The organism is Antrihabitans stalactiti (genome assembly GCF_012932915.1).
Lineage (GTDB): Bacteria > Actinomycetota > Actinomycetes > Mycobacteriales > Mycobacteriaceae > Antrihabitans > Antrihabitans stalactiti.
Map to the genome: position 1 here is coordinate 408,437 of NZ_VCQU01000005.1, position 12,537 is coordinate 420,973.

Annotated in this window: 11 protein-coding genes; 6 read left to right on the forward strand and 5 right to left on the reverse strand. The window is 64.4% G+C overall.

The annotated features are described in order from the left end of the window. Window position 1: 1 nt before the first annotated feature. Genes FGL95_RS17025 through FGL95_RS17035 form a run of 3 tightly spaced genes read left to right on the forward strand, consistent with a single transcriptional unit; the run spans window position 2 to window position 3,290 of the window. Window positions 2–1,756 (forward strand): amidohydrolase family protein, encoded by a 1,755-nt coding sequence (locus FGL95_RS17025; protein WP_169588918.1) that lies wholly within the window; start codon window positions 2–4, stop codon window positions 1,754–1,756. After that, window positions 1,753–2,391: a TetR family transcriptional regulator gene (locus FGL95_RS17030; RefSeq protein ID WP_169588920.1), complete on the forward strand. Its 639-nt coding sequence runs from the start codon at window positions 1,753–1,755 to the stop codon at window positions 2,389–2,391. Before FGL95_RS17025 ends, FGL95_RS17030 begins: the two co-directional genes overlap by 4 nt. Then, the gene (locus FGL95_RS17035) at window positions 2,388–3,290 is read left to right on the forward strand and encodes an alpha/beta fold hydrolase (protein ID WP_338079893.1); all 903 of its coding nucleotides are present in this window, start codon (window positions 2,388–2,390) and stop codon (window positions 3,288–3,290) included. Before FGL95_RS17030 ends, FGL95_RS17035 begins: the two co-directional genes overlap by 4 nt. On the opposite strand, the gene FGL95_RS17040 is transcribed toward FGL95_RS17035, so the two are convergent. The 3 genes from FGL95_RS17040 to FGL95_RS17050 form a co-directional block, all read right to left on the reverse strand. Beyond that, window positions 3,287–4,684 carry a fatty acid desaturase family protein gene (locus FGL95_RS17040; protein WP_169588922.1) on the reverse strand — a complete coding sequence of 466 codons (1,398 nt, stop codon included), beginning with the start codon at window positions 4,682–4,684 and terminating at the stop codon, window positions 3,287–3,289. The two genes, FGL95_RS17035 and FGL95_RS17040, sit on opposite strands and share 4 nt — an antisense overlap. 15 nt (window positions 4,685–4,699) lie before the next feature. Next, a complete protein-coding gene (locus tag FGL95_RS17045; protein ID WP_169588924.1) occupies window positions 4,700–5,797 on the reverse strand; it encodes a ferredoxin reductase in 1,098 nt (365 codons plus the stop codon). A 279-nt stretch (window positions 5,798–6,076) separates the two neighbouring features. Further along, on the reverse strand, window positions 6,077–7,399 hold the full coding sequence (locus FGL95_RS17050; RefSeq protein WP_169588926.1) for an MFS transporter: 1,323 nt from the start codon (window positions 7,397–7,399) through the stop codon (window positions 6,077–6,079). A 95-nt stretch (window positions 7,400–7,494) separates the two neighbouring features. On the opposite strand from FGL95_RS17050, the gene FGL95_RS17055 reads away from it, so the two are divergent. From FGL95_RS17055 to FGL95_RS17065, 3 genes are read left to right on the forward strand one after another with little or no spacing between them, the layout of a single operon-like run. Further along, on the forward strand, window positions 7,495–9,057 hold the full coding sequence (locus FGL95_RS17055) for an HD domain-containing phosphohydrolase (protein ID WP_206071951.1): 1,563 nt from the start codon (window positions 7,495–7,497) through the stop codon (window positions 9,055–9,057). Window positions 9,058–9,105: 48 nt separating this feature from the next. Further along, window positions 9,106–9,849 carry a hypothetical protein gene (locus tag FGL95_RS17060; RefSeq protein ID WP_206071952.1) on the forward strand — a complete coding sequence of 248 codons (744 nt, stop codon included), beginning with the start codon at window positions 9,106–9,108 and terminating at the stop codon, window positions 9,847–9,849. Between the two features lie 44 nt (window positions 9,850–9,893). Beyond that, window positions 9,894–10,217, forward strand: coding sequence for a hypothetical protein (locus tag FGL95_RS17065; RefSeq protein ID WP_169588928.1), 324 nt, complete (start codon window positions 9,894–9,896; stop codon window positions 10,215–10,217). Between the two features lie 63 nt (window positions 10,218–10,280). Here the strand turns inward: FGL95_RS17065 and FGL95_RS17070 are convergent, their stop codons facing one another. Both FGL95_RS17070 and FGL95_RS17075 read right to left on the reverse strand, forming a co-directional pair. Next, on the reverse strand, window positions 10,281–11,561 hold the full coding sequence (locus tag FGL95_RS17070) for an acetyl-CoA C-acyltransferase (protein ID WP_169588930.1): 1,281 nt from the start codon (window positions 11,559–11,561) through the stop codon (window positions 10,281–10,283). A 51-nt stretch (window positions 11,562–11,612) separates the two neighbouring features. Then, window positions 11,613–12,476: a helix-turn-helix transcriptional regulator gene (locus FGL95_RS17075; protein WP_169588932.1), complete on the reverse strand. Its 864-nt coding sequence runs from the start codon at window positions 12,474–12,476 to the stop codon at window positions 11,613–11,615. Between the last annotated feature and the right edge of the window lie 61 nt (window positions 12,477–12,537).

Genomic DNA, 12,537 nt, shown 5'->3' on the forward strand with positions numbered 1-12,537 from the left:
TGTGGACGGTTTCGATCTGGTGATCCGGGGCGGATACTTCTTCGACGGAACCGGTGCTCGACCCGCGATTCGCGACGTAGGAGTACGCGCGGGACGGGTGGTGGCGATCAGCCCCGAACCATTGGAGACGGGGGGAGCGGTGGTCGTCGACGCTGAGGGGCTGTGGGTGACGCCGGGCCTCATCGACGTCCATACGCACTACGACGCTGAGGTGTTGGTTGCCCCCGGGCTCTCGGAATCGGTGCGCCACGGCGTCACGACCGTGATTTTCGGGAACTGCTCGCTTTCCACGGTGTACGCGTCCCCCGACGATTGTGCGGACCTGTTCTCGCGCGTCGAAGCCCTGCCCTGGGAAGCAGTCCACGCAGCGGTCAAGCAACACCAGATATGGACAGATCCACACCGCTACGTGGAGGCACTCGAGTCTCGCCCGCTGGGACCCAACGTGGCGGCGCTCATCGGCCACTCCGACATCCGTGCAGCGGTGATGGGTCTGGATCGAGCCACCGATCCAAACGAACGGCCGAGCGCCGCGGAGTTGGACCGGATGCGCGCGATGCTGATCGATGCGCTCGACGCCGGATTTCTGGGATTGTCGACCATCAGAAGTTCGTTCTCGAAGCTGGACGGCGTGCGCTACCCAGCGCGCCAACTTCCGTCCACCTACGCGACCTGGCGAGAGTATCGGGCGCTGAACCGCGTGCTCCGTGACCGCGGGCGCCTGCACCAGTGCACCCCCAACGCTGCCCGCAAGACCGAGATCGGCAAGTTCTTCGCTCAGAGCGCCGGTCGAGGCAGGGCTCCGTTGAAGACCACGATGCTCACCGCGGCAGATCTCAAGGCCGACCCGAAGTTGATCTGGTTGATGACCAAGGCGACGGCATTGCTGAACCGGGTGATCGCCTCGGACTTGCGCTGGCAGCACCTGCCAGTGCCGTTCGAGGTGTACGCCGATGGCATCGACCTGGTCGTCTTCGAGGAGTTCGGCTCGGGTGCAGCGGCTCTCAACGTGCGCGACGTGGTCGAGCGCGGCGAACTCGTGGACACAGAACCTTACCGCCGCCGGTTCCGTAAGGACTTGGAGCAACGGTTCGGTCCGAAGCTGTGGCACCGCGACTTGTTCGACGCCGACATCGTCAGCTGCCCCGATGCCGAGGTGATCGGCAAGTCGTTCGGCCGCGTGGCCGAAGATCGGGGCGTTCATCCGGCCGACGCCTTCCTCGACCTCGTGGTCGCCCATGGCGCTGCCTTGCGCTGGCGTACGACAATCGCGAATCACCGCTCCGACGTGCTCGACAAGATCGCGGACAACTCTCAGATCCAGATGGGTTTCGCCGACTCCGGCGCGCACCTGCGCAACATGGCGTTCTACAACGCCGGACTTCGGCTGCTCAGGCGGGTCAAAGAATCGGCCGAGGACGGCCACGAGTTCCTCAGCCTCCAACGCGCCGTGCACCGACTCACCGGCGAACTCGGCGACTGGTACGGACTGGACGCCGGCACCCTCCGGCTGGGGGACCGCGCCGACATCGCCGTCATCGATCCCGCCGGGCTTTCGGAGGCCTCGGCCGACTATGGCGAAGAAGTCCTCGACGGGCTCGGGGGCGTCTCCCGAATGGTCAACCGCAACGACGACGCAGTGGCCGCGACCATCGTGGGCGGCCACGTCGTCTACCGCTATGGCACTTTTGCCGACGGGTTCGGCACGACGCGAAGATACGGTTCGTTCCTTCGGGCCGGAAAGGCACAGTTGTGATCTCAGCCCCTGTCCCCATTACTCGCCGGACACCGCGCGCCGAGGTCCGCGACCGGCTCTTACAAGCGGCCTCCACGGTGTTCGCCGAACGCGGCTTCGCCGGAGCCACCATGCAACAGGTCGCGGCCACCGCCGGGTTCACCACCGGTGCGCTCTACTCCAACTTCGCGAGCAAGGACGACCTGTTCTTCGAACTCTTCGACCGGGAGGTGACAGGTCGCATCGCAGCAGTACGGGCAATCCTCGGTCGGGCCGATATCACAGTCATCAACGAGGCGACCGCCCTCGCAGCCGGCGAGCAAATGACCGCCGCGATGCAGCAGAACCGCGAATGGCAGCTGCTGTTCACCGAGTTCTGGCTTCGGGCCGCCCGCGACGACCAGCTACGCGAACGGTGGGTCGAGAAACGGCGTGACTACCACCAGCAACTGACCGCATTGGCCGACGATGCGCTCTCCGGCTGGGGCGCAGGCGCAGCTGTCTCCTCGCGCACTCTCATGTTCACCATGCTGGCGCTGAACAATGGCCTCGCCATCGAAGAGCTCGCTGACCCGGGGAGTGTTCCAGCCGACACGATCGGGACCGTCCTGGTCCGCCTGCTGGGTCTCCAGCCCAATCCGGGGCGAAGCTCGTGACCACCAAGAACACGTCGTCACTCAGGCGGTCGCGTCTCGGCAGCCTTACCGGTCGCACCAGCGCCGAGCCGGCAACAGGCGGCCCAGGAACGGTCATGTGCGTCGATGGCGTCGACCTGCACGTCCGAGCGGACGGCCCGGTCGACGGCCCCGCACTCCTGATGCTGCACGGCTTCGGCGCCTCCACAGCATGGTTCGACCAGCTCGTTGCCCGTCTACCGGAATTCCGGATCATCCGGGTCGACCTCCTCGGCCACGGCGGTTCTGCACGACCCACGTCCGGTTACGACCCCGACAGTCAAGGTCGGCTCTATGCGTCTCTGCTCGCCGAGTTGGACCTGGACGACGTCACGGTCGTCGGCCACTCGATGGGCGGCCTCTTCGGCGTAGCCACCGCCGAGCACAGCACCCGCGTCGCCCGGCTCGTGCTGATGGGCGAAGGGCCCGACACGAGCACCGGAACGCTGCCACCAGGCGAGTGGGTGATTCACACACCGTGGATCGGCCCGATCCTGCAGCAATATGGTCCCGGGTTCGTCACCGACCGCGTGGTCCGGCGAGCGTTCGCGCCGGGCTTCGATATGGCCACAGCGTTTACCGACCCCAGTCAGGGTCTCGACGACGCCCGCAGCCTGAATCACCCCGCCTTCACCCAAACGATGAGGCGGCGGCAGGCGTGGACCAGACGACTCGGCCTGGACGCACGGCTGGACAATCTCGCACTGCCTGCGCTCGTCATTTTCGGCGGAGAAGACCGCTTCTACGACGTGGATGCCGCACTGGCCCGTTACCGGGCAGTGCGAACGATCACGACCACAGTCCTCGAGCACGTGGGGCACACGCCGATGATCGAAGCGCCCGACCGCGTCGCTGAGCTGATCCGCGCGTTCCTCGGCTAGTCGCGCGGGGGCGGGTCCACTTCGACTCCGCCGCCCGTGTGTTCGGGGCCTGCGACAGAACTTTCGGCAGGAACGCGATCGCGGAACCGTTCGGCTTCGCTCGACCGTCCGGAGTCCGGACGTCGCCATTCGTCATCGCTGCGCTTGTACGGACCTGGCTTCGGTCGCGGCTTTCCGCCGGGGAAGGCGAGCCGGAAGATCGAGCGGTGCACCATCCCCCATTGCCGGCTGAAGGGTCCGGTGTTGTACGGCAGTTCGTATCGCTCGCAGATGTCCTTGACCTTGGGCGCGATCTCGGAGTACCGGGTGCTGGGCATATCGGGATAGAGGTGGTGCTCGACCTGGAAGCTGAGATTGCCGCTGACCAGGTGGAACAGGGGAGTGCCGTCGATGTTCGCTGCGCCGACCAGCTGGCGGACGTACCACGCGCCACGCGACTCGCCCTCGGTCTCTTCCTCGCTGAATGTATAGGCTTGATCGGGGAAATGCCCGCAGAAGATAATCGCGTGCGCCCAGACGTTGCGGATGACGTTCGCGAGTGCGTCCGCAGTGAGAGTCCGCAAGAACGTCTGCTCGGCACCGGGTAGATGGCGGTCCAAGAAGTTTGCTGTGGAGCCCCATTTGCCTTTGGTCGAGCGCTTGCGCAGCCGTCGCGCAATCCGCGATTCCTTCGGCTGTTCGATTCGCCCGCGCAGCGCCAATTGCACCAAGCCGAATGCGGCGGCGCTGACGAGCGGCCAGCCGATGTAGTCCTTCACGACCTGGCGGCGCATCTTGTACGCAATGCCCTTGAGATCGACGGCCGCTTCCTTAAGTGTTTTCTCGCGCTTCCGGATGGCTTCGATGTCCAGGTCGTGGACTGCGACGCCCCATTCGAACAGCACCGTGAGCAGCACGTTGTATATCGGCTGGAGTAGGTACGCAGGCTTCCACTCTTGGTTCGGATCGATTCGCATGATCTCGTAGCCGAGATCCTTGTCCTTACCGCGAATGTTGGTGAACGTGTGATGGACGTAGTTGTGCGAGTGCTTCCACGATTGCGCGGTGGACGCCGTGTCCCAGTCCCACACGGAGGAGTGGATGTCGGGATCGTTCATCCAGTCCCATTGACCGTGCATAACGTTGTGGCCGATCTCCATGTTCTCGAGGATCTTCGCCATCCCCAGGCACGCAGTGCCCGCCACCCATGACGCCTTCGACTTCGAGCCGAGCAGCAGCACGCGGCCGGCGACGGCAAGCTGCCGCTGCCCTGCGATTACTGCTTTTATGTATGCGCGATCCCGCTCACCGAGGTCGGCATATACCTCGTCGTGAATGGCATCGAATTCTTTTGCTAGCTTCTCGATCTGCTGTTCATCGAGATGCGCCAACGGGCTGTCAATGGACGCGCTCATGGCGGCTCCTTTCGATCAAAGTTCCAGTGCTACATCGCCTTCGGCGGTGTTGATACAGATACGTACGTCTTGTCCAGTCGGCTCGCTAACCTCCCCAGTGCGGAGATCGCGCAGCTTGCCGGACTTCAGGGTGCCGATGCATGTGTGACAGATGCCTATCCGGCACCCGTGCTTCAGCTCGAGACCGGCTTCTTCGCCGGCCTCCAAAATTGGTGTGCCACCGTCGCATTGGGTGGTGACATCGCTCCGGATGAAGGTGATTTCGCCACCCTCGCCTTCCGTGCCGTCGCCGCCGATCTTCGGTTGAAACCGCTCGAAGTGCAGACGCTCTGATTCGCCCTGCGTTTCCCAGTGCTCGATGAGGCCATCGAGTAGGTCGCCTGGGCCGGAGCAGAACGCCTCGCGCTCACGCCAATCCGGGCACAGCTCGTCCATATCGCTAGGTTTGATCCGCCCGTCGTCGGCGGTCAGCCGAAGATCGAGGCGCACACCGTCGTTGCGATTGTCGAGACTCTCCAACTCGGACAGGAACATCGCCTGCTCCCGCGTTCGAGAGGAGTGGATCACCGTTGCATCACCGAGCAGATTGCGGTGGTCGAGATCGCGCAGCATGCTGATGATCGGCGTGATGCCGCTGCCTGCGCTGATGAACAGCAACTTCTCGGGCACCGGATCGGGCAGCGTGAACACGCCCTCGATCTCGCCGAGTCGCACGACATCGCCCGGCCGGATGTCGCGCACCAGATAGGGCGAGACGACGCCGTTCTCCACGAGCTTCGGAGTGACGCTGATAAGCCCGTCCGAAGGGTTCGGATCAGACGTCAGTGAATACGCCCGCCAGTGGTACCGGCCGTCGATGACGACGCCGAGGCGAACGTACTGCCCGGGACTGTGCCCTTCCCACTCGAAGCCTGGGCGGATTAGGACGCTCGCCGCTTCCGAACCCTGCTGCTCGATCCGCTCGACCCGCCCACGTAGCTCTCTCGTCGTCCACAGCGGGTTGACCATTTCGAGATAGTCGTCGGGCTGCAGCGGACTGAAAAGATGCCGGACGGCGCGCAGGAAATGTCTTCGTATGAACGGCACTTTTGGCCGCGCTCCACGCTCTGCCATGTGATCTACGGTACACAATCGTTCACTGAACGCGCAAGACTGAATGAAAGTAGCTGGTCAATACGTTTATGAGAAAAAATATCTAGAGTACACATGTATGCTCAATCATCCTTGGGTGTGAAGGATCTACGCCGACATATGCTGAATTCCCGGATCGCCGCTACTTGAAACACGTTCTAACCCGAACTAGGGGGAGCGGGCGGGGTTGTCCGCGAACTGCCCGCAGACTTGCGGGTCTGCTGGCCGGGATGCGCCCATCGTGAGCACACCGGCCACCACTCACGTAGTCCGGTCTCGGTCGTAGTTGAGGTTGAGCAGGTGGCCGCGCAGTAGCCCGTCGAACTGACCGGACCGTGTGGTTTGCGGTCGTACGGCGTCGACCGCCGTCCGTCGTTGTCGCACCACGAACATGACGACGCTTGCAGTCATGACCATGACGCCCGCGACTTTCAGCGAACCCCACACGTCGTGGTGGTCGGCGAAGCGGCCGAGGAAGATTCCGCCGATCGGAGCGCACAGCGTGTAGATGATGGCGTAGACCGCGAAGACGGGTCCCTCCATTGCCGGGTCGACTCGGGTTTGGACGATCGCGGTGAGTACCGCTTGCGCGAGGGAGAACAACAAGCCGAAGGGGACCAGCGCGAGCAGGACCAGGATCCAGAGCGGCGCGCCTTCCAGCACGTCACCGAACAGGCCGAGGAAGAACAGCACAAGGCCCGAGACTACGAAGGTTCCGTAAAGAATTGTCAAGCGGCTGAAGCGCTTTCGTAACTTGCCGACGACTGCGGCCAAACCGATTGCACCGACGGCCACTGCGCCGGTGACGATTCCGAGGTTTGTTCCACCCGAGAGCCCATGGGCAATGGCTGGCAGGAGCTGCATGATCGGTGCGACGAACAAGCCCAACAGGGCGGTCTGCACGAAGGCGATGGCGATCGCCGGCTGCCCGCGGACGTAGCGCAAGACCGCTGCGAAGCCGACGCGGTCCGTCGGCGTGGTGTCTCGCTCGACGGGCCGCATTTTGACGAGGATCGCGAGGAAGGCGCCGTAACTGACGGCGTTGAGCAGCAGCAACACCCACGGTCCGGTGACGCCGAGCAGCACACCGCCGACGATCCCGCCGACGAAGGTCGACGCACTCGCGTACGCGCTCAGCGTTCCGTTCGCTTGGTCCAGGTGGTCGGGCGGCACGATGTCGCGTTCGAACTGCATCCACGCCGGGTAGTCGAAGGCGGCGACGGCGCCGAGGACCACGCTGGTTGCGAGCAACAGCGGAATGGACAGCGCGTCGACAAAGGCCAGCACTGCCATGACGACGTACAAGACGAGCTTGAAAGCATTGCAGAAGAACAGTATTCGGCGATGGCCGGACCGCGCAGCGACGCGGCCCGCGAACGTGCCGAGCAACGCGGTCGGCAAGCTGAAGGCAGCCGACACGAGCACGGTGTGAATGACGGACTTCGAATCGTTGAAAGACAGATACGCGACCGCCAGGACCGCCATCGTTGACCCGGCGGCGGACGTCAGCTCCGTGACGATGAGACTGCGCACGTGGGGAAGTCGGCGAAATGGCACGCTCGTCCCGTCAGGTTCCGCGACCATGGATCCGAGGCTATCGGAGCCGCGGCAATGTGTTTTCGGTTTCGAGGCGCTGAAGATGACGACGTTCGGCACATGCGTGCTCGTAGGCTTGGCAGATGGACGCAGCGGACAAGGAATCCGGCATCTCGCTGGCCGAGTTGCTGGCTGCGTTCTCGCTAGCCTCAGACCTCGGATTGGGCCAGCCGATGGAGCACGTCCTTCGGGCCTGGCAGATAGCGTCGCGCACGGGTGAGCATGTCGGTCTCCCGAGGGAACAGCAGGAAGCGCTGTTCTACGTTGCGATGCTGTCCTGGGTCGGATGCGTAGCCGATGCCCCCGAGGTGGGGGCGCTCTTCGGAGACGACATTGCATTCCGTTCCGACGGATATGCATACGATCTGGCCGGAGCGAGCGCATTTCGATTCTTCGCGGGTCACGCTGCGGCAGGCGCGGCGGCGTCGCGGCGAATTCTTGCGACTGCCGCGCTCATGGCAACGAACGGTCGCGAGGTCGTACGCGGGATGCAATCGCACTGCATGACGGTGTCGTCGATGGCGCAGCAACTCGGACTGGCAGAGCCGGTGGGGGAGGGACTGCGTCAGTTCTTCACTCGTTGGGACGGCCGTGGAGTCCCGGTGGGGATTGGCGGCACCGACATTGCGCTTCCGGTCAGACTGTTCCACCTCGCCGATGTCGTGGAAGTGCACCATCGAGTCGGTGGTGTCGACGAAGCCGTGAAGGTCGCGAGGACCCGTCGGGGCAGCCAGTTCGATCCGAGCATCGTCGACGCATTCTGCGATATCGCACATGATGTATTGCCGCAGAACGAGAGTCACACCGAACTGCGCGAGCTCATTGCCGACGATCTTGCGCTGCGCAGACCCCTCACGGAGTCCGAACTCGACGTGGCGCTCGAATCGGTCGCAGACTTCACTGATCTGCGCAGCCTGCACCGGGCGGGGCATTCTCGTGGGGTCGCCGACCTTGCTGCCGCGGCAGCGTCGAAGCTGCGCTTCCCCGCCGACCGGGTCCAGGAACTTCGTCGCGCCGGTCTGCTCCACGACATCGGCTTGCACGGCCTACCCGGAACGGTCCTCGACAAGCCCGGACCGCTGGCCGCCACAGAGTGGGAAAGGGTGCGGCTGAGCGCGTACTACACCGAACGCGTGCTCGCTCGGCCTCCCGCCCTCGCGCGCATCGGAGCGACCGCGGCTCTCGCACACGAGCGGATGGACGGTAGCGGATATCACCGCGGTGTAAGTGGGTCGGCTATTCCAGTCGCAGGCCGAATCCTTGCCGCTGCGTGTATGTTTCGCGCATTGATCGAACCGCGCGCGCATCGGCCGGCGCGATCTGTCAAGGAGGCGTCGGAGGTCGTGCGCGAGGAGGTCCGGGCCGGGCGCCTCGATGCAGAGGCAGCCGACGCGGTGCTCGCGGCTGCAGGCGTAGGCGGCAAACGTCGCACCGGACCGGCAGGGCTCACGCCCCGGGAAACAGAAGTGCTTCGAATGATCGCGCGAGGCGCATCGACCGTCGACGTCGCGCGAACACTCGGGATTTCGAAAAAGACCGCCGGCACCCACATCGAGCGCATCTATACGAAGACCGGATCTTGCTCCCGGTCCACGGCGACGCTGTTCGCGCTACGCAACGGCCTGCTCGACCCACTCGATTTGTAGGGAATTCACCGGACGACTGTGAAGGCGACAATTCGTACCGTTCTTCCCATGACTACTATCGCTGACCGCACGACCTCGATCACCCCAGAACGAGGCGAAGCCCCTTGGGCCGGTCATGAATACGTGCGTGGCTGGGGAGTGTTCGGTCTGCCTTTCGACTCCGGACACGTACTTGCGCTTCGAGTGTTTCCGCAGAACTCGTTCGCGCCCTACGTGACCGTGTGGCACCGAGATCCCGCAGGTCGGTGGTCCATCTACGTGGACGGTCCGCGCGTCGACATCGCGTGCCCGCGTTATTACGGCAAGGCGTGCGATCACGTCGGGTATGCCAAGATCGCCCTGACGTGGACGGGTCCGTCGACGCTGCGGGTCACGGTCGACGAGCCGCAGTTGGAATGGACCGTCACCGCGTCACAGTCGTTGACGTTGCGGACGCTCAACGCGATGGCCGCACCTATGCCGCTGTGGACGTGGCGGCCGAGTTGGCTGCTGAAGATGCGGGAAGCGCTCGCGCGCAGTCTCGGTATGGGTCGCTTGGAGCTGGCGGGCGAGATGCCGAGCGGGCACTTCGGGATTCTCATGCCGCAGCGCATGTTCTACGTCAACGAATCCCGGGCGATCCTCGACGGCACGGACCTCGGCAAGCCGACTCGCCTTCCCGAGAACCCTGAGCTCGGCGGCGTACCGCTTCCCGCGCGCGGTGTCATGGCGATCGGTCAGGCGATGTGGCCGATCACCGACCGCGACGAGTACGAGCGCACTCGCGCCGAAACTGCCGTCATCAGGCTGTGAACCAGCGGTTGAACCGAAGCCTGACGGCCGTTCGTACCAGAGGTATGAGAAGAATCACTCTGCAAGCGTGTGCACTCGCCGCTATGTCGTTGCTGGGCGGAGGCGTCGCTGGGGCGACGCCTCCGGTCGTGACGCCCGAGCCAGGCGGACTTATTCGAGTCGATATCGGGGCCGGCGAATGGTGGGAATGCGAGGGCTACAGCCTCGCTCCGCCGTTCCTCCAAGTCGTCCCCGACTTCTACATCTTCGAACTGGGTCCCACGCCGATCTACCTCAGGTACGCACCGGGCACCCCGGCGTGGGTCAGTTGTGTCGGTACGGGTGAACCGTTCTATTGGGTCGGCCAGATCGTCACCGCAGGCCAGTAGCCCCCACCCTCGTGAGTCTTTTTGGAGTCCAGGGACTCCAAAAAGACTCACGAGGGGTGAGAGTCAGACCCGCTCGAGGACCGCGGAGGCTCCGATACCGCCGGCCGCGCAGATCCCGAGCAACGCGGTGTTCTTGCCGGTCCGTGCGAGCTCGTTCGCCATGGTCGTGACCATTCGGGCGCCGGTCGCGCCGAACGGATGACCGAGCGACACAGACCCGCCGTGCACGTTGAGCTTGTCGATGTCGACCTCGCCGACCGCTTCGTCGCGGTCGAGGCGGGTCTTCGCCCACTCGTGGCTCGCCAGCGCTTTCAGCACCGAAAGAGTCTGTGCGGCAAAGGCTTCGTGGATGTCGACCAGGTCGACGTCGGCGAGCGTCATGCCTGCCTTGTCGAGAGCTCTCGGCATGGAGATCGCTGGACCGATCAGCACCTGGTCGGCGGGATCGACGCTGACGTAGCTCCACGAGCGGAACGCTGCGAGCGGCGTGCACCCGAGGGACCGCGCCTTCTCCTCGCTCATCAGGAGGACAGCCGATGCGCCGTCGGTCAGTGGGCTGGCGTTGCCCGCGGTGACTGTGCCGTCCGCGGCGAACACCGGCTTCAGTCGGGCCAATTTCTCGACGCTGGTGTCGGCGCGAACCAATCCGTCTCGGCCGATCCGCTTTCCGTCGGGAGTGACGATCGGGACCACCTCGTCGTCGAACCGGCCCGACGCAATCGCCGCTGCCGCGCGGTGGTGCGAGCGAGCGGCGAATTCGTCCTGTTCTGCGCGCGTGACGCCGTGGATTCTGGCCATCTTTTCGGCCGATTCGCCCATGACTTCGCCGGTCGTGCGCTCGGCGATCTTCGGCTGGCGCGGCAACAGATCGACGAACGGCGCCAGTTGCCGTGCGGCCGCGAAATAGTCTTTCGGTTTGGGCTTGCCGAGCGCGATGGGTGCCATCGCGTGCACGACCTTCTGCGGGAGCTTGATCTCGGCGTTGCTGGTCGAATCGCTGCCGCCGGCGATCATCACGTCGTATTCGCCGCGCTCGATCGCCGCAGCGGCCGAGGTCACGGCCTGCAGGCCCGACGCACACGCTCGCGTGACCGTGTAGCCCTCGCAGCCGAAGTCGAGCTTCAGGTCGAGCGCGACCTCACGCGCGATGTTCGGCGCCGCACTCGGCAACACCACGCCGCCCCAGACGATCGCCTGGATTTCGGCGGGTGAGATCGCCGTCCGGTCGAGCAGACCGCGTACTGCGGCGCCCGCGAGAGCGATGCTGTCCATCCTGGTCAGATCGGTGAATGCCCGCATGAAGGGCGTGCGTGCACCCGAAACGATTACTGCGCGATTCGTCATGCTTACGATTGTGCTGGATTCGTAAAAGCGGTGTCGAATCGGGGCCACCCATCAGTCGGGTTTAGCGACGGCCCTGGCATTTCGCCAGCGCCGCGGTGAGCTGCCGTGCTGTTTGCCGAACAACCTCGTGAAGTAGCCGGCGTCGCCGAAACCGACGCGTCGAGCGACATCGCCGACTGGAAGATCGGTCTGCGCGAGGAGTCGGCGCGCCTCGGTCATTCGGCGCTCGGTGATCCACTCCTGCACAGTTCGCCCGGTGCGCCGACCGACGACGGTGGTCAGATGCCCTGGAGTCAGGCCCACTTCGCGGGCGACGTCGCGCAACGACAGCGGCTCGGCGAATCGCCGCTCGATGACGGCGAAGACATCGGCCAGCAACGGTTCGCCGCTGCGTCGAAGATCGCCGACGACGTCTGCAGCAGTCCTTGCGAGGTCGATCAGAAGCAGGGTGAGGTAAGCGAGTGCCGCATCGCGAAATCCGTCGCGTTCGTCTGCCAGTTCCGAATCCAGGGCGGCAATTGTGCCGATCCAGAACTGGCGGCGCTCAGGTGGCACTTCCAATTCGAGCAATGCGCCCGACCGGCCGTGAACAAAGGGATACAGCAGCGGGTGCGACCGCCAGGCAGGCGACGATGCTTGCGCGTTACCGCCCAACGCGGCCGGATTGAAAAAGACGGCAACCCCGCCTCGTGCATCGACATTCGACGCATCGATAACCTCGTCGGCGGCGACCACGTAGACGAGGCCCGTGTTCGCAACGTACAACAATGCCGGGAAGGCGTGGATGTGCGGACGATCGAGCGTGGCATGACCGTCCATCCGGACCACCGATACGGGCGGCACCGCTGGATCTGTGCGGTAGCCGAACACCGGGACGCCGTCGCGGTGCCGGAGCACACGGGGAGCCGTAGGCATGCGGCCGAATATAGTCCTACTATCGCCGTAGATCTCGCAACTACGTGTTCAAAAGATCGAC